General features: G+C 62.6%; 24 protein-coding genes. 10 read left to right on the forward strand and 14 right to left on the reverse strand.

Going from position 1 to position 26,130, the window contains the following annotated elements:
* Positions 1-86 precede the first annotated feature (86 nt).
* Positions 87-1,256, forward strand: a complete 1,170-nt coding sequence (locus JET17_RS19405; protein WP_012315645.1) for an MFS transporter — start codon at positions 87-89, stop codon at positions 1,254-1,256.
* Positions 1,257-1,385: 129 nt separating this feature from the next.
* Here the strand turns inward: JET17_RS19405 and JET17_RS19410 are convergent, their stop codons facing one another.
* From JET17_RS19410 to JET17_RS19435, 6 genes are all read right to left on the reverse strand, one after another.
* Entirely contained in the window at positions 1,386-2,312 is a 927-nt protein-coding gene (locus JET17_RS19410) for a DMT family transporter (RefSeq protein ID WP_012315646.1), read from the reverse strand.
* Between the two features lie 105 nt (positions 2,313-2,417).
* Positions 2,418-2,813, reverse strand: coding sequence for a transcriptional regulator (locus JET17_RS19415; protein WP_012315647.1), 396 nt, complete (start codon positions 2,811-2,813; stop codon positions 2,418-2,420).
* A 77-nt stretch (positions 2,814-2,890) separates the two neighbouring features.
* Positions 2,891-3,145: a BrnA antitoxin family protein gene (locus JET17_RS19420; protein ID WP_012315648.1), complete on the reverse strand. Its 255-nt coding sequence runs from the start codon at positions 3,143-3,145 to the stop codon at positions 2,891-2,893.
* Positions 3,123-3,401 (reverse strand): BrnT family toxin, encoded by a 279-nt coding sequence (locus tag JET17_RS19425; protein ID WP_012315649.1) that lies wholly within the window; start codon positions 3,399-3,401, stop codon positions 3,123-3,125. The genes JET17_RS19420 and JET17_RS19425 overlap by 23 nt, the downstream gene beginning before the upstream one ends.
* A 171-nt stretch (positions 3,402-3,572) precedes the next feature.
* Positions 3,573-4,376: a helix-turn-helix transcriptional regulator gene (locus tag JET17_RS19430; protein ID WP_012315650.1), complete on the reverse strand. Its 804-nt coding sequence runs from the start codon at positions 4,374-4,376 to the stop codon at positions 3,573-3,575.
* An 85-nt stretch (positions 4,377-4,461) separates the two neighbouring features.
* Entirely contained in the window at positions 4,462-5,697 is a 1,236-nt protein-coding gene (locus JET17_RS19435) for an ethanolamine utilization protein EutH (RefSeq protein ID WP_080516519.1), read from the reverse strand.
* Between JET17_RS19435 and JET17_RS19440 the strand changes: the two genes are divergently transcribed.
* Positions 5,678-5,950, forward strand: coding sequence for a hypothetical protein (locus JET17_RS19440; RefSeq protein ID WP_012315651.1), 273 nt, complete (start codon positions 5,678-5,680; stop codon positions 5,948-5,950). The genes JET17_RS19435 and JET17_RS19440 overlap by 20 nt on opposite strands.
* A gap of 119 nt (positions 5,951-6,069) precedes the next feature.
* Here the strand turns inward: JET17_RS19440 and JET17_RS19445 are convergent, their stop codons facing one another.
* Positions 6,070-7,428, reverse strand: coding sequence for a DEAD/DEAH box helicase (locus tag JET17_RS19445; RefSeq protein ID WP_012315652.1), 1,359 nt, complete (start codon positions 7,426-7,428; stop codon positions 6,070-6,072).
* Positions 7,429-7,533: 105 nt separating this feature from the next.
* Between JET17_RS19445 and JET17_RS19450 the strand changes: the two genes are divergently transcribed.
* Positions 7,534-8,835, forward strand: a complete 1,302-nt coding sequence (locus JET17_RS19450) for a mechanosensitive ion channel family protein (RefSeq protein ID WP_012315653.1) — start codon at positions 7,534-7,536, stop codon at positions 8,833-8,835.
* 256 nt (positions 8,836-9,091) lie between these two features.
* On the opposite strand, the gene JET17_RS19455 is transcribed toward JET17_RS19450, so the two are convergent.
* From JET17_RS19455 to JET17_RS19470, 4 genes are all read right to left on the reverse strand, one after another.
* Entirely contained in the window at positions 9,092-10,027 is a 936-nt protein-coding gene (locus JET17_RS19455; RefSeq protein ID WP_012315654.1) for an AEC family transporter, read from the reverse strand.
* 1 nt (position 10,028) lies between these two features.
* Positions 10,029-10,904 carry a carboxylate/amino acid/amine transporter gene (locus JET17_RS19460; RefSeq protein WP_012315655.1) on the reverse strand — a complete coding sequence of 292 codons (876 nt, stop codon included), beginning with the start codon at positions 10,902-10,904 and terminating at the stop codon, positions 10,029-10,031.
* A 188-nt stretch (positions 10,905-11,092) separates the two neighbouring features.
* On the reverse strand, positions 11,093-11,692 hold the full coding sequence (locus tag JET17_RS19465) for an FMN-dependent NADH-azoreductase (protein ID WP_012315656.1): 600 nt from the start codon (positions 11,690-11,692) through the stop codon (positions 11,093-11,095).
* A 109-nt stretch (positions 11,693-11,801) separates the two neighbouring features.
* The gene (locus tag JET17_RS19470) at positions 11,802-12,116 is read right to left on the reverse strand and encodes a hypothetical protein (RefSeq protein WP_012315657.1); all 315 of its coding nucleotides are present in this window, start codon (positions 12,114-12,116) and stop codon (positions 11,802-11,804) included.
* A 48-nt stretch (positions 12,117-12,164) separates the two neighbouring features.
* Here JET17_RS19470 and JET17_RS19475 point away from each other — a divergent pair, with 48 nt between their 5' ends.
* The 4 genes from JET17_RS19475 (at position 12,165) to JET17_RS19490 (ending at position 16,361) form a co-directional block, all read left to right on the forward strand.
* Positions 12,165-13,088 carry a LysR family transcriptional regulator gene (locus JET17_RS19475; protein ID WP_012315658.1) on the forward strand — a complete coding sequence of 308 codons (924 nt, stop codon included), beginning with the start codon at positions 12,165-12,167 and terminating at the stop codon, positions 13,086-13,088.
* 13 nt (positions 13,089-13,101) lie between these two features.
* Positions 13,102-13,914, forward strand: a complete 813-nt coding sequence (locus JET17_RS19480) for an alpha/beta fold hydrolase (RefSeq protein WP_012315659.1) — start codon at positions 13,102-13,104, stop codon at positions 13,912-13,914.
* Positions 13,908-14,465 carry a peptidylprolyl isomerase A gene (locus JET17_RS19485; RefSeq protein WP_012315660.1) on the forward strand — a complete coding sequence of 186 codons (558 nt, stop codon included), beginning with the start codon at positions 13,908-13,910 and terminating at the stop codon, positions 14,463-14,465. The genes JET17_RS19480 and JET17_RS19485 overlap by 7 nt, the downstream gene beginning before the upstream one ends.
* A 63-nt stretch (positions 14,466-14,528) precedes the next feature.
* Positions 14,529-16,361, forward strand: a complete 1,833-nt coding sequence (locus JET17_RS19490) for an ABC transporter ATP-binding protein (RefSeq protein ID WP_012315661.1) — start codon at positions 14,529-14,531, stop codon at positions 16,359-16,361.
* Between the two features lie 13 nt (positions 16,362-16,374).
* On the opposite strand, the gene JET17_RS19495 is transcribed toward JET17_RS19490, so the two are convergent.
* Positions 16,375-17,502 carry a GNAT family N-acetyltransferase gene (locus JET17_RS19495; protein WP_012315662.1) on the reverse strand — a complete coding sequence of 376 codons (1,128 nt, stop codon included), beginning with the start codon at positions 17,500-17,502 and terminating at the stop codon, positions 16,375-16,377.
* Between the two features lie 261 nt (positions 17,503-17,763).
* Here JET17_RS19495 and JET17_RS19500 point away from each other — a divergent pair, with 261 nt between their 5' ends.
* Positions 17,764-19,008, forward strand: a complete 1,245-nt coding sequence (locus tag JET17_RS19500) for a putative porin (protein WP_012315663.1) — start codon at positions 17,764-17,766, stop codon at positions 19,006-19,008.
* A 128-nt stretch (positions 19,009-19,136) separates the two neighbouring features.
* Here the strand turns inward: JET17_RS19500 and JET17_RS19505 are convergent, their stop codons facing one another.
* A complete protein-coding gene (locus JET17_RS19505) occupies positions 19,137-20,258 on the reverse strand; it encodes a beta-ketoacyl-ACP synthase III (protein WP_012315664.1) in 1,122 nt (373 codons plus the stop codon).
* 145 nt (positions 20,259-20,403) lie between these two features.
* On the reverse strand, positions 20,404-24,309 hold the full coding sequence (hrpA, locus tag JET17_RS19510) for an ATP-dependent RNA helicase HrpA (protein WP_012315665.1): 3,906 nt from the start codon (positions 24,307-24,309) through the stop codon (positions 20,404-20,406).
* Positions 24,310-24,495: 186 nt separating this feature from the next.
* On the opposite strand from hrpA, the gene JET17_RS27370 reads away from it, so the two are divergent.
* Positions 24,496-24,687, forward strand: coding sequence for a hypothetical protein (locus JET17_RS27370; RefSeq protein ID WP_012315666.1), 192 nt, complete (start codon positions 24,496-24,498; stop codon positions 24,685-24,687).
* A 54-nt stretch (positions 24,688-24,741) separates the two neighbouring features.
* Positions 24,742-26,106 carry a glutamine synthetase family protein gene (locus JET17_RS19515; RefSeq protein ID WP_012315667.1) on the forward strand — a complete coding sequence of 455 codons (1,365 nt, stop codon included), beginning with the start codon at positions 24,742-24,744 and terminating at the stop codon, positions 26,104-26,106.
* The last annotated feature ends 24 nt before the right edge of the window (positions 26,107-26,130 follow it).

Raw genomic sequence — 26,130 nt, forward strand, 5'->3', positions numbered from 1 at the left:
AACTTGATCATCATTATTCAATTTTATTGAAAACAAAAGCGCCCTAACCTGCCATCCATCATTTACATCCGCGCAGGAGTGTCCTCATGTCGCCGTTCGTACAACTGCTGGCCAGCGCCGTAGCCCTGATGATGGCCATGGGCATCGGCCGCTTCGCTCTCACCCCGCAACTGCCGCAACTGATCGCCGAAGGCCAGTTCGACCTGACCGCCGCAGGCCTGGTCGCGGCGGCCAACTACCTGGGCTATTTCATTGGCGCGGCAGACGCCATGTTCGCCCGCACGCCAGCCCAGGTCAGGCTGCGCCTGCATGGCGGCCTGTGGCTCTGTGTAGTGCTGACCCTGGCGTCCTGGGCTGCGGACGGGTTCTGGAGCCACCTGCTGCTGCGCTTCGGCACGGGTGTTGCCAGTGCCTGGGTGCTGGTGATGATCACCAGCCTCAGCCAGCAACTGGCCAACGCCAACAGCCGTCCGCGCCTGGGCGCCCTGGTGTTCGCCGGGCCCGGCCTGGGCATCGCCGTCACCGGCCTGCTGGCGCTGGTCGCTCACTTGCTGGGGCTGAGCTCGGCAGCGTTGTGGCTGCTGTATGCCGTTGCCGCGCTGGTCATGCTACTGGCGGTGTGCCCTTGGCTGCCTCGCGCTCAGGCACCCGCCGTGGTACCGAGCACGGCGCAGCAAGGGGCGACGCGCAGCGTTGGCATTGGCCGCCTTGGCCTGGTGTATGCCTTGTATGGCGTGGGTTACATCCTGCCGGCCACGTTCCTGTCGCAAATGGCCAACCAACAGTTCCAGGACAACTGGATGGCCGACCTGTTCTGGCCAGCGTTTGGTGTGGCGGCGGCGTTAGGCGTGGTGCTGGTGAGTGTGCGACGCGCCGGCCGCACTTCGGCCTGGCTGACCGCGACCTTGTGGCTGCAAGGCCTTGGCGTACTGGCCTGCCTGATGGGTGGTGGCCTTGGCCTCGCCTTGGGCGTAGTGCTCTGCGGTACGCCGTTCCTGGCATGCATGCAGTTGGTGATGCAACGCTCGCGGGAGCTGGCACCGCATGCGACGCAACGCAATGCCGGGCTGCTGACTGCGTGCTTTGCGCTGGGGCAATTGAGCGGGCCGTTGCTGGCGGCGTTGAGCAACCATTACAGCGGGAGCCTGCAGCCGGCACTGGTAATGGCGGCGGCTGGGTTGGGGCTGGCGGGGGTATTGGTTCTTAACGGCACACGCAACAACCAGAACTGCCAAATTGCAGGGCGGGTTGCGTGATGGATCAAGGTTGATCAATACCGGCCCTATCGCCGGCAAGCCGGCTCCCACGGATGCCCCGCTGCCCTCAGGTTTAGTGGGGTACCTGTGGGAGCCGGCTTGCCGGCGAAGGGCCATTAACAGCAACCCCTATCCCACAACCCTTCGCAATTGCTGCTTCACCCAAGGCTCGGCACTGACCAGCACCACGCCGAGCAAAACCATTACGGCCCCAAGCACAAAATTCACACTCAGCGGTTCATCCAGCAAGAGCACGCCAAACGTCACCCCAAATAATGGGGTAATGAAGGAAAACACCGCCAAATTCGAGGCCAAGTACTTACGCAGCAACCAGAACCACGTCAGGTAGCTGACAAACGACACCACAATGCCCTGGAACAGCACGCTGCCGACCGCCAAGGGCGTCCACGAGACCTTGTCGATCTGCCCGCTGAGCAGGGCGATCAGCACTAACCCGACAAAACCTACTGCCAGTTGGTAGAACAGGGTCAACGTCGCAGGTGCCTCGGACAAGCGCGAACCCCGTACCACCACGGTGGTCGCACCCCAAGCCAAACCGGCCAGCACACCGAAGGCATCGCCAAGCAGCATGCGCCCGTCCATCTCTTCGAACGACACGCCCCCGGCAAACGCAGTAGCAATTCCGCCGAACGCCAACAGAATGCCCAGCCACTGCAGCAGGCGCAGCCGCTCGCTGGGCAGCATGAAATGTAGCCCAAGTGCCGTGAACACCGGCGCGGTATAGAGGAACACAGACATGTGCGCCGCCGATGTCAGCTTCAGCCCCTCGGCGATGAACAGGAACTCCAGGCCAAACAAACCGCCGGCAAGCAACCCGCCACGCCAGGTGCTCCCCACCTGCCCCCAGCCACCGCGCCAGCAGATCATCAAGCCGACCAGCACGGCCGCAAGGCCGTTACGCAGTGCTGCCTGCATCACCGGTGCAATATCAACCGCCGCAGACTTGATCAGTACCTGTTGGCAACCCCAGATCAGGCACAGCCCCAGCATGACCTGAAAGGCAAAGGCGTCGGGGCTCTTGCGGGCCGCGCTCATAGGCGGCCCTCCTGAGTGATCGATGGCATGGGCAAGGCTCGGCAGTTTTCAAAGAACACCGATTATCGGGTTTCCTTGGCCGACCTTGCCAGCCTCAAAACGACCTCAAGCGATCTGCGCTTTTGCAGACACGTGCTCGAAGGTGGTTTCGTCCAGCGCATCTTCCTGGTCATCCAGTACCTGGCGCGGGTGCTCGAAGCCCGGGATGCTGCTGTCGATCAGGCTCAACAGCCGCGACCCGCGCTCGGTGAGCACGAAGTTCTCTCCATTGCCGCCATCCTCTGGCGGCCGGCTCTCGACGAAGCCGCGCTCGAATAGCAGCTTCTCGTACTCGCAGGCACGGGTTTTCAGATGGTCCACATCCCCCACCGGCTGGCCCTCGGCGGCCAGAGCCGCAGCGTGCTGCTCGGCATAGGGGCGTGGTGTGAAGCTGTGACCGGCGCCGTTCTGCACTTCGTGCAGCAAGCGCTCGATCAGGTCCCAGTCGTAGGTAATGCTCATGGCTATGGCCTCTTGCTGTGGACGCATGGGGTACACAGCTTGGGACCGGTCGCGGGTCTGGTGCGTTCCAAAAGATCTCAGCGCTGGCGCTGCTGGGCTTGCATGTACTGGCGCAGCAACTGATTAATCCGCGTCTGATAACCCGCCCCCTGATCCTTGAACCAGGTGAGGACATCAGCGTCCAGGCGAATGGTTACTGCCTGCTTCGCCGGGACACGCAGTTCAGCCTGCTGGAAGAAAGCCTGGTCCAACTCGGGGATATCCGAGGTATCAATATCTTTATCGTCCATTTGAGCCAGGCGGCTCCAATCAGTTTTCGATGCTTTGGTCATAGTGCTTGGCCTCCCATCTGGTGGCTTTACGTGCGGAAATGATGCGGATTACCTCACCCTGCCTCTCCGTGTACACGACTACCCCAAGCAAGGCATTGAGCCATCCCAAGCTTACCCAGCGCTCCTCAGCGTATTGTGCGCTGTCGTCCCGTCGGGTCAACATGGGATGGTTGGACATGTCGGGAACATCAGCGAAATCGATGCCGTGCTTTCGGATATTGGTTTGATTTTTCGTTGCGTCCCACTCAAATATCATGGGGCGCCCTGTATTTACAGATGTACATACGATACCTCCTCTTTCATCGCGAGACTAGGACGAGGTCACTCGCGCATCAATGGGGCCAGGAGGTTAAACGCCAGTTTCGGAAAGGGATTACAGCCGAGATAGAAAAGCCGCACAGATCCATTACAGGCCATAGCCTTCAGATCATTGCTGCTTGGTGAGATAGCCAATAAACAACCGAAACAACTCCGCATTCCCGGCAATCCCCAACCGCTGCCAGATGTTGTGCCGGTGCACCTTGACCGTCCCTGCCGAAATCCCCAGCGCCCGCGAGATCGACTGGCTGCTGTGCCCCTGCAAAATCAGCTTGGCCACATGCCGCTGGGTTTCGGTCAACTGGCCCTGGAGGATATCGACGAAGGCGTCTTCCAACTGGCTGTCCGAGTCCTGCGGGTCGGCCAAGTCTTCGGCATGAGCAAGGTGCAGGTGCTGGCTGAAAATGGCATCGATCAGCGGCGTCAGCGCAGCGAGGCGTTGGGTTTCATCGGTTTCGAACGCCCCCTTGTGCAAGCCGCGCATCAAGGAAAACACCAGCGCCGTGCGTGGGCGCACAGGGACGATGAAGCCGATTTCTTCGATCAAGCTGCCGTGGTGCGACGAGACACAGGGGTGGATGTCGGGCGAGATGGAAAAGCCCGAGGCGAAGAAGCTGTCCGGCGCCAGCTCGCTCATGCGCCACAGCCCCGTGGGGTGATTGTTGGTGCAAGCGACGTAGAACGGGTCGAGCAAATAGCCCCCGCGCAGATACGCCTTGAGCGTACGCTCGGTCACCCGCTGGTTGTAGCCATCGTGCACCAACAGCGCCGGCTGGTTGAAGCGAAACAGGTAAGCGCAGCTCATGTCGTAATCGACCACGCCCTTGAGCGCAGTGTCGATGGCCGGGCCCAGTGCGTCGCTGCCGATGCTGCGAATCACCGTGGCCAGGCGGTTGGCGTGGTCGCTGTTCATGGCTGCGGCCTGTGCGGGTGGAAAGAGGGGCACGCATGCCGCCCTGCGGCACGCGCCGGACGGCATTGAACGATGCCTGGCCCCGTCAGTGCAACGGTGCGCTGACCGGCAACAGCCCCGCCTGTTGCTCCTGGCGGCCCAGTTCCTCAGCTTTAGGCACTGCCAGCCAGTAGGCCAGGAGCATGCCCAGCAGGCCGCCGGCAAGTTTGCCGATGATCAGCGGGCCAATGAGCGTGGGCTGGAAGTTGGCCGAATAGGCCAGGTGGTCACCAAAGGTGAAGGCTGCGCACACGGCGAAGGCGATCACCAGCACCTTGTCTTTCGGCGGCATGTCGCCCACCAGGCGGAACATTGCCAGGATGTTCGCCGAAGCAGCGAGCACGCCGGCAGCGCCCACCGGCGACAGGCCAAACCTGGAGGCCACCGTTTCGATCGGCCGCGACAGGAAGCGCTTGATCAGGTAGACCATCGGGAACGCACCGCACAGCATGATGCCGACGTAACCGGCAATTTCCAGCGCCCGGAACTGGTCGTCCTTGTCAGCGATGATCGGCGCAAAGCCCCAGCCGCCGAACAGCGCAGTGAATGCACCGGTGAAGTACTCGACGATCGACGCCACCAGTACCAGCGTCGCCGCCGCGTACATCAATTGCCCCAGCTTGAGGAACAGGCTCACCATCAGGTTGGGGAAGTACCGCAGGGCCGCCGCCAGCGCCACGCAGAAAAGGATCAGCGGCGACAAGTTGCGCAGCAAGGTCGGCAGGGTGAAGTGCAGCGCCTGGGTCGCCGCGCCTGCGGTGGCGATGTCCGGGCGCACGCCAAGGCCCATGGCCTGCATGCCCATGGCAATCAGTACGATGCTGATCGGAATGCTCAGCAAACCGGCCATGATGCCCAGCGCCATGTACTTGTGGTCGGCCTTGTTGAGCATGGCCAGGCCCACCGGGATGACGAAGATCACCGTCGGACCGCACTGAAAACCGGTGATCAGGCCGAGAATCCAGCCTTCAGGGCTGTGCGACAGCGCCTGGGCCAGCTGGTAACCGCCCAGGTCCGAGGCGATGAAGATCGGTCCGGCGATGCCGGCATCGGCGCCCATGGCCAGGAACAGCGGGCCAATGAACTGGCTGATGAAGCTGGAGATGTATGGGATGGCGGCCATGATGCCCGCCACCGGGATGAAGATCGGGCCGATGCTGTGCAGGCCAGCGGTGCACAGGGGCTTCCGCCGGTCGTGGAGGCGGAACTTACCGGCATGCAGGCGCCTCCACCGGGCATCCCCACCGCCGGAGGTATAAAGGATGAAACCGCTGCTGCGCATCGCCTGTGCGACCGCCCTGTTCTGCGCCCTGCCCGCCTGGGCCTGCACGCCGGAAGAGGCCACCCAGAAACGTGAAGAACTTGCCGGGCTGGTGAGCCAGCTGACCGAACAGAACCCGCAGAAAGCCAAGGACATTAACGATGAGCTCCAGGGGATGGAGCTGGGGACGGCGAGCAAGGACTTGCCCGACAAGTGTCAGCTGATCGACAAGCGGATCAAGGAGCTGAAGGAGGCGGAGAAGAAGGCGGATTGATCTATTACATCAAGACCCAATCGCCGGCAAGCCAGCTCCCACAGTGATTGCATCGCCCTTGAGGCTGATGGAGTACCTGTGGGAGCCGGCTTGCCGGCGATAGGGCCAGCATTGACTGATTACTCAGCAGCAGGCTTGCGCTTTTTCAGCGGTGCCAGGCCATCGGAGCTGGTCAGCGGTGCATTGGCCTTCGGCTTGGCGGTAGGCTTGCGCTTCACGGCCTTCTTGTCGCCAGTTTTCTTCTCGGTCTTTTTCTTCTTGGTGCCGGCAGCCTTGCCCGACGCCTTGACCTTCTTCGGCCCGTTGTAGGTGCCCTTCACTTCCTTGATCACACGGCGCTCGAACTGCTGCTTGAGGTAGCGTTCGATGCTGGACATCAGGTTCCAGTCATTGTGGGTGATCAACGAAATCGCCAGGCCTTCGCCGCCGGCACGGCCGGTACGGCCAATGCGGTGTACATACTCGTCGCCGCTGCGCGGCATGTCGAAGTTGATCACCAGGTCGAGGCCGTCGATGTCCAGGCCACGGGCCGCCACGTCGGTGGCTACCAGTACCTTGGAGCTGCCTTGCTTGAACCGCTCGATGGCCAGTTTGCGGTCCTTCTGGTCCTTCTCACCGTGCAACACGAACGCTTTTACGTCTTTGGCGACCAGGTGACCGTAGATACGGTCGGCAAGCACGCGGGTGTTGGTGAAGATGATCGCCTTGTCGAATTTTTCGTTGGCCAGCAGCCACTGCACGATCGCCTCTTTGTGCTGGTCGTGGTCAGCGGTGATGACCTGCTGGCGGGTGCCTTCCGCCAGCTGCGAAACACTGTTGAGCATCAGGTGCTCAGGGTCTTTCAGCACTTTGCCGATGATGTCGCGCAGGGCCGCGCCGCCGGTGGTGGCCGAGAACAGCAGGGTTTGCTCGCGGTTCTCACACTCCTTGCACAGGCGCTCCATGTCTTCGGCGAAGCCCATGTCGAGCATGCGGTCGGCTTCGTCGAGGATCATCACCTGCACGTGGGACAGGTCGAGGTTGCCGGCATTGAGCTGCTCGAGCAGGCGGCCCGGGGTGCCGATCAGCACGTCCGGCACCTTGCGCAGCATGGCGGCCTGTTCCTTGAAGTCCTCACCGCCGGTGACCAGGCCCGCCTTGATGTAGGTGAACTGCGAGAACAGCTGCACTTGCTTGAGGGTCTGCTGGGCCAGCTCGCGGGTCGGCAGCAGGATCAGCGCGCGGATCTCGACGCGCGCGCCTTTCAGGTCGACCAGGCGGTTGAGCAGCGGCAGGACGAAGGCCGCGGTCTTGCCGCTGCCGGTCTGCGCGGTCACACGCAGATCACGCCCTTGCAGGGCCAAGGGGATGGCCGCGGCCTGCACCGGGGTTGGCTCGACAAATTTAAGCTCGGCCACGGCTTTAAGCAGGCGTTCATGCAGGGCGAATTGGGAGAACACGGAGGTAACCTCAGGCAAGTGCGGGAAATTCAGTTGCATAGGGTAACGTTTTCTGCAGCCGGAGCCGAATTTCTTTTGGCAACTTTGTCGCCATCCGCGCTCTAATGGCGCTTCGTTTCGCAAGCAAAGACCGTACTCAAGCTCATGGATATGCAAAAAATCTGGCGCGACAGCCTCGACCTGTGGGGCACCCTTGACCAACACCCCATGCTCCACGCCGCCATCGGCCTGGCCGTGCTGCTGCTGGTTTCCCTGGTAATCGGCCGCCTGGCGCGCTTTCTGATCCTGCACGGCACACGCTTGCTGGCCCGCCAGCCTGCGCTCAAATGGCTCGACGACCTGCGCCACAACAAGGTGTTTCACCGCCTGGCGCAGACCACACCGTCGCTGGTCATCCAGTTCGGGCTGAAACTGGTACCGGAGCTGTCCGATACCGCCCAGCACTTCCTTGGCAATATGGCGCTGGCCTTTACCCTGCTGTTCATGACCCTGGCGCTGTCGTGCCTGCTCGATGGCCTGCTCGACATCTACGCCCGCACCGAACATGCCCGCACCCGCTCGATCAAGGGCTATGTGCAACTGGCGAAGATGATGCTGTGGATTTTCGCCTCCATCGTCATCGTCGCCACCCTGATCGACCGTTCACCCCTGTTGCTGCTGTCAGGCCTGGGTGCGATGTCGGCAGTATTGCTGTTGGTGTACAAGGACACCCTGTTGTCGTTCGTCGCCAGCGTGCAGCTCACCAGTAACGACATGCTGCACGTCGGCGACTGGATCGAAATGCCCCAGGTCGGCGCCGATGGCGATGTGGTCGATATCACCCTGCACACGGTTAAGGTGCAGAACTTCGACAAGACCATTGTCTCGATCCCCACCTGGCGGCTGATGAGCGAGTCGTTCCGCAACTACCGCGGCATGCAGCAATCGGGCGGCCGGCGGATCAAACGCAGCCTGTTCATCGATGCGGCGGGCGTGCGTTTTCTGACCCGAGAAGAAGAACAGCGCCTGAGCGGGGTGCGCCTGCTCGCTGACTACCTGGCCGGCAAGCGCCAGGAGCTCCATGAATGGAACGAAGCTCTGGGGCCGGTGGCCGAGCTGTCGGCCAACCGCCGCCAGCTGACCAACATCGGCACCTTCCGCGCCTTTGCCCTGGCTTACCTGAGGAACCACCCCAACGTGCACCAAGGCATGACCTGCATGGTCCGGCAGATGCAGACCGGCGCCGAGGGGGTGCCGCTGGAGATCTACTGCTTCACCACCACGACCGTGTGGGCCGAGTACGAACGGATCCAGGGCGATATCTTCGATTACTTGCTGGCGGTGTTGCCGGAGTTTGGGCTGAGCTTGTATCAGCAGCCGAGTGGCAATGACATGCGCGTGGGGCTGGCGGGGCGCGTTTCGGTAGAGCCTGTGCCACGTCGCCTGGAAGAAATGAGCGAGGCTTGAGATTGTGGGGGCCGCTTTGCGGCCCTTTCGCGACACAAGGCCGCTCCTACCGGGGATTGAGCTCGTCTGTAGGAGCGGCCTTGTGTCGCGAAAGGGCTGCGCAGCAGCCCCAAATCACCCCGCATAACCCAGCAGGTACAACAACCCGGTCAAGGTGACTAAGGAAGCCACCGTCGACAACAGTATCGTCCGCGATGATTGAGCTCGTCCGTAGGAGCGGCCTTGTGTCGCGAAAGGGCTGCGCAGCAGCCCCAAATCACCCCGCATAACCCAGCAGGTACAACAACCCGGTCAAGGTGACTAAGGAAGCCACTGTCGACAACAGTATCGTCCGCGATATCAGCCCCGCTTCCCGGTTGTAATACTCCGCCAGCATGAATGGCCCGGTCCCCGTCGGCAGCGCCGCCAGCAGTACCGCTGACGCAGCCCACATGTTCGGCAGGCTGAATACCTTGAACGCCAACACCCAAGTCAGCGCTGGCTGCCCTACCAGCTTCATCGCAACCAGTGGCCATGGGCTGGCCTGAGCGCCGCTGCGTTTCTCTGCCAGAAACGCCCCCAGCGAAATCAATGCACACGGCGTGGTGGCCAAGGCCAGCATGTCGAGAAAATGCATCACCGGCTCCGCCAACCCCAACCCGGACATTGCCCAAGCGGCCCCAGCCACGGGCGAAATCACCAAGGGGTTCTTCGCCAGCGCCTTGCACACCACCCACATGGCGCGGCCGATCCGCTTCTCTTCCTGTAGGCCAATTTCGATCAGCGTCAGCGATATCGCGAACACCAGGCAGACCACGATCAACGAAGAAATCAACGCAGGCTGCAGTCCGGCCTGACCGAACAGCAGCAAACACAACGGGATGCCGATATAGCCGGTGTTGGCATACCCCGCGCTGAGCCCGTCGATACTGGCCGCGACCAGCCCGTGGCCGCTGAACAGCCGCCAGGCCAGCGTGGCCACGAACATCGCCAGCGCCCCTGCGCCAAAGGCCACGATGAACCCTGGATGCCATACCTCGCTCCAGGTTGCGGTGGCTGTGACCTTGAACAGCAGGGCCGGCAGGCACAGCCAGACCACCATCTTGTTGATCTCGGCCGCTGCCTTGTCGCCAAGCTTGTTGGTCCGGCGGCAAAGATAACCGACCAGGATCAACGCAAAGATCGGCGCGACGATGACCAGGATGGTGTGCATGTCAGGCCCTGCGCACCAGCGGTGCCTCCGTGCGGCTGCCCAGGCGGCTCAGCCATACGGAGCCCAGGATGATCGCGCCACCGATGAGCAAGCGCCCCAATGGCTCGTGCTGGTTCCAGATCAGCAGGTTGAGCAGCAGCCCCACCGGCACGTGCAGGTTGTTCATCACCGCCAGCGTAGCGCCGGACACCATGCAGGCCCCCTTGTTCCACCAGTACAAGCCCAGTGCCGTCGGGCACAGCCCGAGGAACAGCAGCACCAGCCATTGCACGTCGGTGCTCGGCAAATGCTGGGTGTTGCCAAACAGCAGGAAGGCCGGCAGCACGACGATCAACGCCCCTAGGTAGAAGTAGCCGAAACGCTTGTAATGCGGCAGGTCGCTGGGGTGGCGGGCAACCAGATGGCGGTATAGCACCTGGCCGGCAGCGTAGGTGAAGTTGGCTAGCTGCAGCAGCAGGAAGCCGATGAAGAAGTCGCCACTGATGCTGTCGAAGCGGATCACCGCCGCACCTGCAACCGCCACCAGGGCGGCGAGCAAGGCCCAAGGATTGAAACGGCGGTTCAGCGCATCCTCGATCAGGGTCACGTGCAGTGGCGTAAGGATCGTGAACAGCAGCACCTCCGGCACGGTCAGCACGCGGAAACTCAGGTACAGGCAGACATAGGTGATGCCGTACTGCAGCGCACCGATCAGCAGCATCGAGCGCATGAAGCGCGGCTCGACCTGGCGCCAGCGGGTCAGCGGCAAGAAAACCAGGCCCGCCAGCACCACGCGTGCGAGCACGGCAAAGTAGCTGTCGACGTGCCCGGCCAGGTACTCGCCGATCAGGCTGAAGGAAAACGCCTGGATCAGCGCGACGATTATCAGGTAGCCCATGGTTGCCTCTCGTAAATCAAGGCCGCGACCTTAGCGGGTTGCGACCGATGTGTTCAACCATGCGCTATGTGGGGGCTGCGCATTTCATGGGCGGGAGTGATTCACACACAAAAAAGCCCGGCCATCGAGGCCGGGCAGGTACACCCAAAGGAGCAAACAAGGTGTCAGGGTTGGGAATTCGTTGACGCTCAGGCCACCGCAGCCAGCTTGGCCTTGGCCTGGTTGATGCCTTTCTCGTGGAAGTCACCGCTCATGTTCAGGCCTTCGGCATGGATGAAGTTCACATCGTGAATACCGATGAATGCCATCACCTGGCGCAGGTACGGCTCCTGATGGTCGCTGGTGGCGCCGGCGTGGATGCCGCCGCGGGCTGTCAGGACAATGGCGCGCTTGCCGGTCAGCAGGCCTTGCGGGCCGGTCGGGGTGTACTTGAAGGTGATGCCGGCACGCAATACGTGGTCAAGCCAGGCCTTGAGCGTGCTGGGGATGGTGAAGTTGTACATTGGTGCAGCCATCACCAGCACGTCGGCCGCCAGCAGCTCATCTGTCAGCTCGTTGGAACGGGCCAAGGCGTCCAGTTCAGCGGCATTGCGCTGCTCTTCAGGCTTCATCCAGCCACCGAGCAGGTTGCCGTCCAGGTGCGGCACCGGGGTCACCGCCAGATCGCGCACGGTAATCTCGTCGGCAGGGTGCGCTGCTTGCCAGTGTTCGATGAAGTCACGGGTCAGTTGACGGGAAACGGAATCCTGCTGGCGGGCGCTGCTTTCGATGATCAGTACGCGGGACATGGGTGCCTCCATCGGCAAAATGGGTTGCGATTCGATGGAGGTGAGATTAAGGCTTGACCTATCGATAAAAAAGCGTAAAAAGTGGGTGCAATCTATCGATTAATCAGTTTTATTCCGCTTTGCAGTTCACTGCGATGCGTAGCTTGATGATCTGCCGGTTGAACTTGGCCGTGACATCCACACTTTTGCCCGCCGGCACATTCACCCGGCGTACCCGTGGCGCCTCCGGGCCGTTGCGGAACGTCACCTTGCAGGCCGCCGGCACTTGCCCATAGTTGTTCAGGGTGATGGCTCCGATGTCGTACGCGGTGTCGTAGGCGGTGTAGTCCAGCTTGACCCCGGCCAGTTCCTTCTCCACGTCGATGGGGTAAGCCATGGCCCCGAGGGGCAGGCACATCAGTATTGCCGCACAACATTTCTTCATGGGGCGCTCTCCTTGAAAGAGCGCAGCTTAGGTCAACAGGAGCCAAAGATGAAAGCGCCGCGCGTAACCCTGGATCAGTGGCGAACCTTGCAGGCAGTGGTCGATCACGGCGGGTTTGCCCAGGCAGCCGAAGCTCTGCACCGCTCGCAGTCATCGGTCAGTTACACGGTGGCGCGCATGCAAGAGCAGCTCGGCGTGCCACTGCTACGCATCGATGGCCGCAAAGCCGTGCTGACCGAGGCGGGCAACGTGCTGCTGCGCCGCTCCCGGCACCTGGTCAAGCAGGCCAGCCAGCTTGAAGACCTGGCTCACCACATGGAGCAAGGCTGGGAAGCCGAGGTACGTGTCGTGGTCGATGCCGCCTACCCCAGTGCGCGCCTGGTACGTGCCCTGGCCGCGTTCATGCCGCAGAGCCGCGGTTGCCGGGTGCGCCTGCGCGAGGAAGTGCTGTCCGGCGTCGAGGAGGTGATGCATGAAGGTATCGCCGACCTTGCCATCAGCAGCTACAGCATTGGCGGCTATCTGGGCACCGAACTCAGTGCCGTGGAGTTCGTGGCCGTCGCCCACCCCGAGCACAGCCTGCACCGCCTGGGCCGGGAGATCACTTTCCAGGACCTGGAAAGCCAGTTGCAAGTGGTAATCCGCGACTCCGGCCGCGCCCAACCCCGCGATGTCGGCTGGCTCGGCGCTGAACAGCGCTGGACAGTCGGCAGCCTGGGGACCGCCACTACCTTCGTCAGCAGCGGGCTGGGCTTTGCTTGGCTGCCGCGGCACATGATCGATCGTGAACTGCGCGAAGGCGTGCTCAAGCCGCTGCCACTGGACCAGGGTGGCAGCCGTCATCCACTGTTCTACCTTTATTCGAGCAAAGAGAAGACCTTGGGCCCGGCCACGCAGATTCTCATCGACCTGCTGCGCAATTTCGACACCGCGCCACTGGACGTGCCCTTCGCAGCCCCCCCGCAAGCCTGAGAGAACCGCGCCCATGGCCTATTTCGAACATGAAGGATGCTCGCTGCATTATCAGGAATACGGCCAGGGTGAACCCCTGGTACTGCTGCACGGCCTGGGCTCCAGCAGCCAGGACTGGGAGCTGCAGGTACCCGCGCTCAGCCGCCATTACCGGGTGATCCTCATGGACATCCGGGGCCACGGCCGCTCCGACAAGCCCAATGATGGCTACCAGATCGCCACATTCAGCGAAGACCTGCTGGCCCTGCTCGAACACCTGCAGACCGGCCCGGTGCACTTCGTGGGGCTGTCGATGGGCGGCATGGTCGGGTTTCAATTCGCCGTCGACCATCCGCAGTGGCTGCGCAGCCTATGCATCGTCAACAGCGCCCCCGAGGTCAAGCGCCGCACGCGCAACGACTGGGTCTGGTGGGCCAAGCGCTGGGGCCTGGCACGCATCCTGAGTGTCGAGACTGTCGGCAAGGGCCTGGCCCAGCGCCTGTTCCCCAAACCGGAGCAAGCCGACTTGCGCCAGAAGATGGCGCAACGCTGGGCGCGCAACGACAAACGCGCCTACCTCAAGAGTTTTGACGCCATCGTGGACTGGGGCGTGCAGGAACGTATCGGCCAGATACACTGTCCCACGCTGGTGGTCGCTGCCGACCACGATTACACCCCGGTACAACTCAAAGAGCGCTACGTTGCCCTGATGCCGCAGGCAAGGCTGGTAGTCATCGATGATTCCCGGCACGCTACACCTCTCGATCAACCCGAAGTCTTCAACCAGACTTTGCTGCAGTTCCTCGCAGCCGCTTCCACCTCTCAAGGATCTTTGAGCCCATGCTGAAAAAACTTCTGCTCACCGCCTGCTCGGTCGCCTTTGCCACCACCGTCATGGCCTCCGACAAGGCCCCTCACGTAGTGCTCGACACCAGCTTCGGCCAGGTCGAAATCGAGCTCGATGCCGAGAAGGCGCCGGTCAGTACCAAGAATTTCCTCGAATACGTCGACAGCGGTTTCTACAACAACACCATTTTTCACCGTGTGATCCCGGGCTTCATGGTCCAGGGCGGCGGGTTCACCGAGCAGATGGTGCAAAAGCCGACGCGTGATCCGATCCGCAACGAAGCCGGCAACGGTCTGCAGAACACCCGTGGCACCCTGTCGATGGCACGCACCTCCGACCCGAACTCGGCCACCAGCCAGTTCTTCATCAACGTGGCCGACAACGACTTCCTGAACCCGGGCCGTGACCGTGGTTATGCGGTGTTCGGCAAAGTGACCAAGGGCATGGAGGTGGTCGACCAGATCGTCAACTCGCCCACTACCGTCAAGAAAGGCATGCGCGATGTGCCGGCCGATCCGGTGTTCATCAAGTCCGCCAAACGCATCGACTGACTGCAGGCTTCACAAGGACGTGAAACCGCCTGAGGGTCGGGTTGAACAGGAGTGTTGTCACCCATGCTGTACCGCCGTTTCGAGCAACTGATCGACATTTTCCGCGACGCGCCCAGCGAGTCGCCGCCCACCCAGGTGTGGCCCTTCTACCTTTACTACCTTCGCCAGGTGTGGCCGAGTTTTCTCGCCCTGCTGGTGGTCGGGCTGGTTGCCTCGCTGATCGAGGTGGCGATGTTCAGCTACCTGAGCCGCATCATCGACCTGGCCCAGGGCACGCCCAATGCCAACTTCTTCAGCGAGCACAGCGGTGAGCTGATCTGGATGCTGGTGGTGATCCTGCTGCTACGGCCGGTCTTCTTTGGCCTGCATGACCTGCTGGTGCACCAGACCATCAACCCGGGCATGACCAGCCTGATCCGCTGGCAAAACCACACGTATGTGCTCAAGCAGAGCCTTAACTTCTTCCAGAGCGACTTTGCCGGGCGTATCGCCCAGCGCATCATGCAGACTGGCAACTCCCTGCGCGACTCGGCAGTACAGGCGGTGGATGCGTTGTGGCATGTACTGATCTATGCGATCACCTCGCTGGTGCTGTTCGCCGAGGCTGACTGGCGCCTGATGCTGCCATTACTGGTCTGGATTGCCAGCTATGTCGCCGCGCTGTTCTACTTCGTGCCGCGGGTCAAGGAGCGCTCGGTGATCTCCTCCGATGCCCGCTCCAAGCTGATGGGGCGCATCGTCGACGGCTACACCAACATCGCCACCCTCAAGCTGTTCGCCCATACCGATTACGAGCAACAGTACGCCCGCGAAGCGATCCGCGAGCAGACCGAAAAGACCCAGCTGGCGTCGCGAGTGATCACCAGCATGGACGTGGTCATCACCAGCCTCAACGGTTTGCTGGTGGTCGCCACCACCGGCCTGGCCCTGTGGCTGTGGAGCCAGTCGCTGATTACCGTCGGCGCCATCGCCCTGGCCACCGGGCTGGTGATCCGTATCGTCAACATGTCGGGCTGGATCATGTGGGTGGTCAACGGCATCTTCGAGAACATCGGCATGGTGCAGGACGGCCTGCAGACCATCGCCCAGCCTGTCACCGTCACCGACAAGCCCAAAGCAGCGCCGCTGAAAGTGACCCGTGGCGCGGTGCGTTTCGATAACGTCGACTTCCACTACGGCAAGGCCCGCAACGTCATCGACGGGCTGAACCTGGACATCCGCCCGGGCGAAAAGATCGGCCTGATCGGCCCCTCCGGCGCTGGCAAGTCGACCCTGGTCAACCTGCTGCTGCGCCTTTACGACGTGCAGGGCGGGCGTATCCTGATCGACGGGCAGGACATCGCCGAGGTGAGCCAGGCCAGCCTGCGGGCGCAGATCGGTATGATCACCCAGGACACCTCACTGCTGCATCGCTCGATCCGCGACAACCTGTTGTACGGGCGCCCTGATGCCAGCGAGCAAGCGCTGCACGAGGCGGTGCGCCGGGCCCGTGCCGACGAATTCATTCCACAGTTGTCGGATGCCCAGGGCCGCACGGGCTTCGACGCGCACGTGGGCGAGCGTGGGGTCAAGCTCTCCGGTGGTCAGCGCCAGCGCATCGCGATAGCCAGGGTGCTGCTCAAGAACGCGCCCATCCTGATCATGGACGAGGCCACGTCAGCATTGGACTCCGAGGTCGAAGCGGCGATCCAGGAAAGCCTGGAAACCCTGATGCAAGGCAAGACGGTGATCGCCATCGCCCACCGCCTCTCCACCATTGCGCGGATGGACCGCCTGGTGGTGCTGGACAAGGGGCATATCGTCGAAAGTGGCAGCCACAGTGAACTGCTGGCGCAACAAGGCTTGTATGCCAGGCTGTGGCATCACCAGACGGGCGGGTTCGTCGGGGTGGATTGAGGCCTGTCCGGTCTCAATCCCGGCGATAAGGCAACATCCCCCGCGCCTCTTCGGCATAGCCCATAACCCCTGCGCGCTCCTGCTGCAGGAAATCGTCCACCGCCCGGCGCAGCCCTGGGTGAAGCAGATAATGCCAGGAGCGTGTAAGCACCGGCTCGAAGCCACGAATCAGCTTGTGCTCGCCCTGCGCCCCAGCATCGAAGCGCTGCAAGCCTTCGGCAATCGCAAAGTCCATGCCTTGGTAGAAGCAGGTTTCGAAGTGCAGCCGGTCGAACTCATCCAGGCAGCCCCAGTACCTCCCAAACAGGCTGTCGCCACCCACCAGGCTCAGGGCCATGGCGACGTCGCGACCGCCTTGACGCGCCATCACGACCCTTAGGGCCTCGGGCATGCGCTGCGCCAGCAGGCTAAAGAATTCGCGGGTCAGATAGGGCGTACGCCTGCGCACTGCGTAGGTATTGGCGTAGCAGAGGTAGACGAAATCCCATTGGGCCTCCTCCAGTTCCTCGCCACGGTACCAACGGAAGTCGATGCCCTGCCCTGCAACCTGCTCACGTTCCTTGCGCATCTGTTTGCGCTTGCGCGAACTCAAGCTGTCGAGAAAGTCCTGAAAGTCGCGGTAGCCACGGTTGCGCCAGTGGAACTGACATCCCAGGCGCTCCATCCAGCCCGGCAGGCCGGCCATCTGTGCATCCAGGCCTGGGTCGGTGAAGTTGATGTGAGCCCCGGATAGCCCGCCTTTGCCCAGATACTCAGGCAATGCCTGGAGCATGAGCAGGCCATCGGCCGGGTCAAGGCTGAGCAGGCGCGGCCCGCTGACCGGGCTGAACGGCACGGCGCCGAGCAGCTTGGGGTAATAGGCAATACCGGCGCGCTCGCAGGCGTCGGCCCAGCCATGATCGAACACGTACTCGCCGTACGAGTGCCACTTACGGTACGCCGGCAACAGCGCACGCACTTGCCCGTCACGCTCCAGCACCAGGTGTTCCGCCGCCCATCCGGTGGCTGGCACGACACTGCCGCTGTCCTCCATGGCGCTGAGGAACGCATGGCGCAGGAACGGTTGGCCGGCAGGCACCAGGGCGTCCCAGGTCGCGGCAGGCAGGTCACGCAGATGGGCAAGGCTGTAGAGGCTGGTCACGATGTCGACTCGCGGAGTGAGGGCATCAGTATCAGGGAATACCGGCCTCTCACTCAAATGCCGAATGCCGGCCCGATCCTTTCATTCTCAATTACTTAACGGCAGTGCCACCAAATAGACATTATTCTGTCATTCGCCCCCGCAATACTTGCGCCTGTTTTCCGGAACCCTAGAACCTGTCTATTCAGGCCCTTTCCGAAGACATGCCAACATGGGGGTGGACGCTGAGCCTCCCCAATATTTTTCAGTAGGGAGAACCTTATGCGTCTTGTTTCTACACTTACCGGAGTGAGCCTCACCGGCATGATGCTGGCTCTGAGTACTCCGGCCAGTGCGGCTGTCGACGCCAAGCTGCTCGAAATGCTCCGCGCCAATGGCTCGATCAACCAGGCGCAGTACAACGAACTGCAAGGTGACCTGGCAAAAGAAACCAAGGAAAAGGCCGACCAGAAAGCTCAGTCAGAACGCATGAGCTCCTTCGAACAGAAAGTGGCATGGGCCGCCAAGACCCAGGTCAAAGGCGACATACGTCTGCGCTACGAGGACGTCAACGTCGACGACCCGAACAGCAGCAGCGGCAACCAGGACCGCCAGCGCGTTCGCGCCCGCGTCGGTTTCTACAGCGAGATCAACCCGCAAGTCGACGCAGGCATCCGCATCGCCACCGGCAGCAGCGCAGACCGCCGTTCGACCAACCAGAGTTTCGATAACTACTTCGACAAAAAATCGCTGTGGGTCGACCAGGCCTACCTCGACTGGCACCCGACCGCAGTACCGAACCTGCACCTGATCGGCGGCAAGATGGCACAGCCTTGGGTGAGCATGGGTGACATCATCTGGGACGGCGACATCAACCCGGAAGGCGTTGCCGCCACCTACAAGACAGACCTCGGCGGCGCCGAAGTCTTCGCCAGCGCGGGCCAGTACACGCTCAAGGACAACGTGGACGGCGACGGCGTGCAGTACAAGCACGACGCCCAGGTCTACCACGGCCAGTTGGGCGCCAAGTTCGCCCCGGCCGATGTGCTCAAGCTCACTGTCGGCGCGAGCATCTATGGCTACGACAACGACAAGGAAGCGACCATCCTGCAGTCGTTCGGCAATACCACCAACGAGTTCAACCTGGTGGAAGGCTTCGGCCAGCTGGACTTCACCGGCCTCGCCATCCCGTTGTCGGCGTATGGCCAGTACGTGAAGAACACCGAAAGCACCGATGGCGAAGACCAGGCCTGGCTGGCTGGCCTGAAGACCAAAGTCGGCGCCTGGAGCCTGGATTACAACTACCGCGATGTTCAGCGCAACGCCGTGGTCAGCCTGTTCACCGACTCCGACTTCGGCAACGGTTACACCGGCTCGCGCGGCCACAAGTTCAAGGTCGGTTATGAAATCGACAAGAACTTCTCGCTGGGCGCCGCTTACCTGATGGCCAAGACCGACCTGTCGCAGTTGCCGAACAGCGATGCCGATGTCGACACGCTGCAGGTGGACCTGGAAGCCAAGTTCTAAGCTGCAACGCCTTAGCTTCACTCAAGGCGGGAAATGCCGACCCCATCCGGCATTTCCTGCCTTTTTTTGCCTGCGAGAAACGCACAGGCCCCACCGCCGGCAAGCCGGCGCAGGGCCTGTGCCAACTGTCAGCGTTTACGCAGGATCACACTACCAATCGAATAACCCGCACCAAACGAGCTCAACACGCCCAGCGAACCCTTGGCCAGGTCATCCTGGTAGAGGTGGAAGGCAATCACCGACCCTGCCGAGCTGGTGTTGGCATAACGGTCGAGAATGACCGGTGCATCTTCCTCAGCCACTTCACGCCCCAGCAGCTTCTTGACGATCAGGTGGTTCATGCTCAGGTTGGCCTGGTGCAGCCAGAAGCGCTTGACGTCGGAGGGCTGCAGATCGTTCTCGCCCAGGTGCTTGCCGATCAGCTCGGCGACCATCGGGCAGACTTCCTTGAATACCTTGCGGCCTTCCTGCACGAACAACTTGTCCCGCGTACCGACGCCCTCTTCCGCAGCACGGTTGAGGAAGCCGAAATTGTTGCGGATATTGTTGGAGAACGAGGTCTGCAACTTGGTACCGAGGATATCGAACTGGTGTGCCGAGGTGGCCTGGTCGGCACGCTCGACCAGCACGGCAGTGGCGGCGTCACCAAAAATGAAATGGCTGTCGCGGTCACGGAAGTTCAGATGCCCGGTGCAAATCTCCGGGCTGACCACCAGCAACGCACGGGCCTGGCCCAGTTGCACGCTGTTGGCTGCGGTCTGGATACCGAAAGTGGCCGAGGAGCAAGCCACGTTCATGTCGAAGGCGAAGCCCTGGATGCCCAGCGCCTGCTGCACTTCGATGGCGATGGCCGGGTACGGGCGCTGCAGGTTGGAGCAGGCGACGATCACACCGTCGACATCGGCAGGTGTGCGGCCGGCGCGCTCAAGCGCCTGACGGGCAGCGGCCACGCCCATCTCGCAAAGGATCGACTGCTCGTCATTGGAACGCTCCGGCAGGCGCGGCTTCATGCGCTGCGGGTCGAGAATGCCGGCCTTGTCCATGACGAAGCGGCTCTTGATGCCCGAGGCCTTCTCGATGAAGGCGGCGTCGGAGAGCGGCGCAGCTTCGACCTCGCCGCGCTCGATGGCGGCAGCGTTGTCGCGGTTGAACTGCTGCGACCAGGTGTTGAAGGATTCCACCAGTTCTTCGTTGGAAATGCTCTGGGCCGGGGTATACAGGCCGGTGCCGCTGATCACGACGTTATGCACGATCGTTCCTCTGGTCAAAGGCCATCGCCACAGGGCGCTGGCTGGAGTAATAGCACTTTAGTACCAAGTTCATGGCGCAGGTTGAACCCGCAAGGGGCCGCAATGCGGCCCCAAATTGCCTCAATATTGCCACAACTTGCGGGGTTTAGGCTTCCACCTGAGACCACTGTTTGCTCAGACGCTTGTCAGAAATCGGTACTTTCGTGCCCAATTGCTGGGCAAACAGCGACACCCGATATTCTTCCAGCAACCAGCGGTACAAGGTCAGCTGCTCGTCGCGCTTGCCCTCTTGGGCGTGCTTGTCGGCACGGGCCTTGTACTGGGCCCAGAGGTTGGTCAGCTCGCCACTCCACACCCGGTCCCTCTGCACCTGGGTGCCAAGCTTCTCCAGGCGCAACTCCACCGCCCTGAGGTAGCGCGGCAGCTCCTTGAACCAGGCCGAAGGCGTCTCGCGCACGAAGCCCGGATACACCAGGTTGGCCAACTGCTGCTTGATGTCGTTCAGCGCCACCGCCTGGCTCAGGTCGATCTTGCCTTTGAAACGCTTCTGCAGGCTGTGCCACAGCTTGAGCACTTCCAGCGTCTGGCGGGCCAGGCGCTCGGCATGCTCGGCCCAGCTGCCGCGCTTGCGCTCGGCAAGCCCGGCCAATGCTGCGCCATCGCGCGGTAGCGTGGCCTCCCCTTCGAGGATGCAACTGTCGAGGCTGGCCAGCAGGATATCCTCCACCAGCGCCTCGACGCGGCCCAGTTCGCGGTACAGCAAGCCCAGTTCGGTCAACCCGGGGAGCTTGCCGCGCAGGAACTTGGCAGGCTCTGCCAACTGTTGCAGCAACAGGCGCTGCAAGGCACGGCGATGCTGAAACTCGGCTTCGGCCTGGGTCGAGAAACGCCCCTCGCGCACGCTGCCGCTCTCTTCCACCAATGCCGGGTACACCGTCATCGACAGCCCGGCGATCTTCTGCTGGGCGGTCTGCTTCACTTCACTGAAGGCCTTGGCCTGCACCGGCTGCGCGCCCTTGTCGTCGCGCGGCACCGCCAGCGCTGCCTGGCTGGCGGCAGCAAAGCGTGCGGTCAACTCGGCCAGGTCGCGGCCCTCGCCGAGGAACTTGCCCTGGCCATCGACCACCTCGATATTCATGCGCAGATGCCCTTCGACCAGGCCTACCGACTCTGCCCAGGCCTCATCGGACACACGGGCACCGGTCATGCGCAACAGCTCCTGCCCCAAGGCCTGAGGCAAGGCCCCCTGGCCGAACGTCATGCGTGCCAGCGATGCCTTGACGAAATCCGGTACCGGCACGAAGTTCTTGCGCAGGGCCTTGGGCAGGTTGCGCACCAGCGCCACGCACTTGGCTTCGAGCAAGCCCGGCACCAGCCACTCCAGGCGCTCGCCCGGCAGGCTTGGCAACAGCGGCGCGGGCACCCTTACAGTCACGCCGTCGCGTGGGTGGCCTGGTTCGAAGTGGTAGCTCAGCGGCAGGCGCAGCTCGCCGACCTGCAGGCTGTCCGGGTATTGCGCCGCAGTGACTTCGCTGGCCTCACGGGCCAACACGTCTTCCTCACGCATGATAAGCAGGCTCGCATCCTTCTGGCTGCCCATGCGATACCAGCTGTCGAAGGTCGCGGTCTGGTGGATCTCCGCTGGCAGGCGCGCTTCGTAGAAGGCGTAAAGGGTTTCTTCATCGGCAAGAATGTCGCGCCGACGCGCCTTGGCTTCCAGCTCGTCGAGCTCTTCAAGCAGGCGCTTGTTGGCGGCCAGGCACTTGGCTCGCGACTGGATTTCGCCCCCAACCAGCCCTTCGCGTATGAACAGCTCACGCGAGGTAACCGGGTCGATCGGACCGTAATGCACTGGGCGGCGGCCGACCAGGATCAGCCCGTACAGGGTGATTTGCTCGTAGGCCACCACCTGCCCGCGCTTCTTCTCCCAGTGCGGTTCGAAGTGGTTCTTCTTGACCAGGTGAGTCGCCAGCGGCTCGATCCAGTCGGGCTCGATCTTGGCCACCATGCGCGCATACAACTTGGTGGTCTCCACCAGCTCGGCGGCCATGACCCACTGCGGGCGCTTGCGGCCAATGCCTGAAGACGGATGCACCCAGAAACGCCGCTGACGCGCGCCCTGGTAGTCGCCGTCTTCGGTCTTGTGGCCGATCTGGCTGAGCAGCCCGCTGAGGATGGCTTTGTGCATCTTCTGGTAGTCGGACGGATCTTTGTTCACCGTCAGTTGCAGGTCACGGCAGATCAGCGCCAACTGACGATGGGCGTCGCGCCATTCGCGAAGGCGCAAATAGTTGAGAAAATTCTTGCGGCACCAGTTGCGTAGCGGGTTGGCCGTCAGCGCCTGGCGCTGCTCCTCGAAGCCACGCCACAGGTTGACCAGTGCGGCAAAATCGGAATCCACATCTTTCCACTGCGCATGCGCCTGGTCAGCCGCCTGCTGACGCTCCGGCGGGCGCTCGCGCGGGTCCTGCACCGACAATGCACTGGTGACGATCAGCACTTCCTGCAGGCTGCCCTGACGGGCGCCTTCGAGCAGCATCCGGCCCAGCCGGGGGTCGATCGGCAAGCGCGCCAGCTGACGGCCCAGGGGCGTCAGCTGGTTCTCGCGGTTGACCGCCGACAGCTCCTGCAGCAGGTTGAAGCCGTCGCTGATGGCCTTGCCATCCGGCGGCTCGATGAACGGGAAGGCATCAATGGCGCCCAGCCGCAGGTGCAGCATCTGCAGGATCACCGCCGCCAGGTTGGTGCGCAGGATCTCGGGGTCGGTGAAGGCTGGCCGGCCGTTGAAGTCTTCTTCGCTGTAAAGGCGTATGCAAATGCCAGGCTCGACACGGCCGCAACGGCCCTTACGCTGGTTGGCGCTGGCCTGGGATACCGCTTCGATCGGCAAGCGCTGGACCTTGGCCCGGTAGCTGTAGCGGCTGATGCGGGCGGTACCGGTGTCGATTACATAGCGGATGCCTGGCACGGTCAGCGAGGTTTCCGCCACGTTGGTGGCCAGCACCACACGGCGGCCAGTGTGCGACTGGAAGATACGCTGCTGCTCGGCCGGAGACAGGCGCGCATACAGCGGCAGGATCTCGGTATGACGCAACTGGGCCTTACGCAGGATCTCGGCGGCATCGCGAATCTCGCGCTCGCCCGGCAGGAACACCAGCACGTCGCCGGGGCCCTTGCCCTCGCTGCGCTCGTGGTGGGCGATCTCATCGAGGGTGGCGAGGATCGCCTGGTCGACGGTGAGGTCGTCCTCGACCTGGTTGCCTTCTTCGTCCTGTTCACTGGTCAGCGGGCGATACCAAGTGTCCACCGGATAGGTACGGCCGGACACCTCGATGATCGGCGCACCATCGAAATGCTTGGAGAAGCGCTCCAGGTCGATGGTTGCCGAAGTGATGATCAGCTTCAGGTCCGGGCGGCGATGCAGCAGGGTCTTGAGGTAGCCGAGCAGGAAATCGATGTTCAGGCTGCGCTCGTGCGCCTCGTCGACGATGATCGTGTCGTAGCGCTCGAGGAAGCGGTCATGTTGGGTTTCGGCCAGCAAGATGCCGTCGGTCATCAGCTTGACCAAGGTGTTGGCGTCGCTCTGGTCCTCGAACCGTACCTGGTAACCGACCAGGGCGCCCAGCGGTGTACCAAGCTCTTCAGCCACACGGGCAGCAACGCTGCGCGCCGCAATCCGCCGTGGCTGGGTGTGGGCGATCAGGCCGTGGCTGCCGCGGCCCAGCTCCAGGCAGATCTTGGGTAGCTGGGTGGTCTTGCCCGAACCGGTCTCACCGGCAATCACCAGGACCTGGTTTTCGGCCAATGCCTTTTTGATCTCGTCACGCTTGGCGGCAATCGGCAAGCTGTCGTCGTAGCGGATGCGCGGCACACTGTGCTGGCGCGCGGTCACCTGGGCGCAAGACGCCTGGACCTTTTCCACCCACTGCGCGAGCTTGGCCTCGTCGGGGCGCTTGCGCAGCTCATGCAGTTGCCGGCGCAGGCGATGGCGGTCGGCGATCATGGCGTGGTCGAGGTTTTGCAGCAGTTTGTCGATGGCGTGGTCAGTCATGGGGCTTTTTAGTGATGCAGGTGAGCCTGCTTTTGCATGATCGGCATTCAAAGGATGCGCGATTGTCGCAGATTTGCCGGCTTTTTGCTGTCTGTACCGCCCCCCGCGAATGTTTAGCCGATACCAGAGTGAAGGTTGCCATTCACTGCTTTAATCAACCTGACGCTGCATGTGAGTATCCAACGCATGATCCCCTTCCAGCCCATCGCCCCGCCGCTGTCGCGCCCTTCGCTACCGAAGGCCCGCATCTGCGCCGGTGAAAATCCGCTGGTCCATGTGATCCTGGCCTTCTGGGCCCTCTGGCATTGCCGCCACGCCCGCCCACCGGACACTTCACTCGCGCATCTGACAAAGCCCGGCCACCTTTCGGCCGATTGACTCAGCCGGACCGCCGCCAAGCTGCGGTCCTGTATGCACACGAGCGAATCCCTCATGCACTTTGCACCTGTTGAACACGCCCGACGTTTCCTTGCCGAAAACCCCGATATCGAGCTGTTCGAACTGTTCATCCTCGACGCCAACGGCGTGCCGCGCGGCAAGCTGCTGCACCGCGACGAGCTGCTGGCGGTTTACCAGAGCGGCCGCCCGCTGCCCAGTACCATCCTGGGCCTGACCCTCAACGGCGATGACGTGGAAAACTCCGGGCTGGTCTGGGACGTCGGCGACATCGACTGCCGCGCCTACCCCATGGAGGGCAGCCTGGTGCGCCTGCCGTGGCGCCGCGTGCCGACCGCCGCCGTGCAAGTCAGCATGCACCCCAGCGAAGGCCTGCCGGCCAGTGTCGCCGACCCGCGCCATGTGCTGTTGCGCACCATCGACGCGCTCAAGGCCGATGGCTACCACCCGGTAATGGCATGCGAGCTGGAGTTCTTCCTGCTCGACCAGCAGCGTGACGCCCAGGGCCGTCCTCAACCGGCTCTGGACAACGACGGCGGCCGCCCGCGCAGCACCCAGGTGTATGGCCTGCGTGAGCTGGAGCAGATAGAGCCGTTTCTCGCCGACCTTTACGCGGCCTGCAAAGCCCAGGGCATCCCGGCCCGCACGGCGATTTCGGAGTACGCCCCCGGCCAGGTGGAAATCACCCTGGAGCATGGCGATGCCCTGGAAGCGATGGACCAGGCCGTGCGCTACAAGCGCTTGGTCAAAGGCGTGGCGCACGCCCACGGCATGCAGGCGTGCTTCATGGCCAAACCCTTTGCGCAACTGGCCGGCACCGGCATGCACATGCACCTGAGCCTGGCCGACAGCGCCGGCAACAACCTGTTCGCCAGCGAAGACAAGGCCGGCACCCCGCTGCTACGCCAAGCGGTTGCCGGCATGCTGCGCCACCTGCGCGACTCGCTGCTGCTGTTCTGCCCCAACGCCAACTCGTTCCGTCGTTTCCAGGCCAACAGCTATGCACCGCTGGCGCCAACCTGGGGTGTCGACAACCGCACAGTCAGCTTGCGCGTGCCCGGCGGGCCGGCCAACAGCCGCCATGTCGAACACCGCATCTGTGGCGCCGACGCCAACCCGTACCTGGCCGCTGCGGCGATTCTCGCTGCCAGCCACCGCGGCATCCGCGAGCAACTCGACCCGGGTACTCCGGTCGAAGGCAACGGCTATGCCCAGGCCACCGAGCACCTGCCCACCGACTGGCTGACTGCCCTCGACGCACTGGAGCGTTCGGCGTGGGCACGCGAAGCACTCGGTGCGGACTTTCTCGGGGTGTACCTGAAGGTCAAGCGCGCCGAGTATCGCCAGTTCATGGCCGAAGTCAGCGAACAGGACTGGCGCTGGTACCTGCACCAGGCCTGAGCCTCACCCTATTCAAAATAAGGA

This window comes from Pseudomonas putida, from assembly GCF_016406145.1.
Taxonomy (GTDB): Bacteria; Pseudomonadota; Gammaproteobacteria; order Pseudomonadales; family Pseudomonadaceae; genus Aquipseudomonas; species Aquipseudomonas putida_E.

Coding starts and splice junctions, on each gene's coding strand:
- JET17_RS19405 (WP_012315645.1), top strand. CDS start 87: ATGTCGCCGTTCGTACAACTGCTGGCCAGCGCCGTAGCCCTGATGATG.
- JET17_RS19480 (WP_012315659.1), top strand. CDS start 13,102: ATGGCCTATTTCGAACATGAAGGATGCTCGCTGCATTATCAGGAATAC.
- JET17_RS19455 (WP_012315654.1), bottom strand. CDS start 10,027: ATGCACACCATCCTGGTCATCGTCGCGCCGATCTTTGCGTTGATCCTG.
- JET17_RS19470 (WP_012315657.1), bottom strand. CDS start 12,116: ATGAAGAAATGTTGTGCGGCAATACTGATGTGCCTGCCCCTCGGGGCC.
- JET17_RS19500 (WP_012315663.1), top strand. CDS start 17,764: ATGCGTCTTGTTTCTACACTTACCGGAGTGAGCCTCACCGGCATGATG.
- JET17_RS19440 (WP_012315651.1), top strand. CDS start 5,678: ATGAAACCGCTGCTGCGCATCGCCTGTGCGACCGCCCTGTTCTGCGCC.
- JET17_RS19410 (WP_012315646.1), bottom strand. CDS start 2,312: ATGAGCGCGGCCCGCAAGAGCCCCGACGCCTTTGCCTTTCAGGTCATG.
- JET17_RS19460 (WP_012315655.1), bottom strand. CDS start 10,904: ATGGGCTACCTGATAATCGTCGCGCTGATCCAGGCGTTTTCCTTCAGC.
- JET17_RS19445 (WP_012315652.1), bottom strand. CDS start 7,428: ATGCAACTGAATTTCCCGCACTTGCCTGAGGTTACCTCCGTGTTCTCC.
- hrpA (WP_012315665.1), bottom strand. CDS start 24,309: ATGACTGACCACGCCATCGACAAACTGCTGCAAAACCTCGACCACGCC.
- JET17_RS19515 (WP_012315667.1), top strand. CDS start 24,742: ATGCACTTTGCACCTGTTGAACACGCCCGACGTTTCCTTGCCGAAAAC.
- JET17_RS27370 (WP_012315666.1), top strand. CDS start 24,496: ATGATCCCCTTCCAGCCCATCGCCCCGCCGCTGTCGCGCCCTTCGCTA.
- JET17_RS19430 (WP_012315650.1), bottom strand. CDS start 4,376: ATGAACAGCGACCACGCCAACCGCCTGGCCACGGTGATTCGCAGCATC.
- JET17_RS19435 (WP_080516519.1), bottom strand. CDS start 5,697: ATGCGCAGCAGCGGTTTCATCCTTTATACCTCCGGCGGTGGGGATGCC.
- JET17_RS19465 (WP_012315656.1), bottom strand. CDS start 11,692: ATGTCCCGCGTACTGATCATCGAAAGCAGCGCCCGCCAGCAGGATTCC.
- JET17_RS19425 (WP_012315649.1), bottom strand. CDS start 3,401: ATGATATTTGAGTGGGACGCAACGAAAAATCAAACCAATATCCGAAAG.
- JET17_RS19490 (WP_012315661.1), top strand. CDS start 14,529: ATGCTGTACCGCCGTTTCGAGCAACTGATCGACATTTTCCGCGACGCG.
- JET17_RS19475 (WP_012315658.1), top strand. CDS start 12,165: ATGAAAGCGCCGCGCGTAACCCTGGATCAGTGGCGAACCTTGCAGGCA.
- JET17_RS19415 (WP_012315647.1), bottom strand. CDS start 2,813: ATGAGCATTACCTACGACTGGGACCTGATCGAGCGCTTGCTGCACGAA.
- JET17_RS19450 (WP_012315653.1), top strand. CDS start 7,534: ATGGATATGCAAAAAATCTGGCGCGACAGCCTCGACCTGTGGGGCACC.
- JET17_RS19420 (WP_012315648.1), bottom strand. CDS start 3,145: ATGACCAAAGCATCGAAAACTGATTGGAGCCGCCTGGCTCAAATGGAC.
- JET17_RS19485 (WP_012315660.1), top strand. CDS start 13,908: ATGCTGAAAAAACTTCTGCTCACCGCCTGCTCGGTCGCCTTTGCCACC.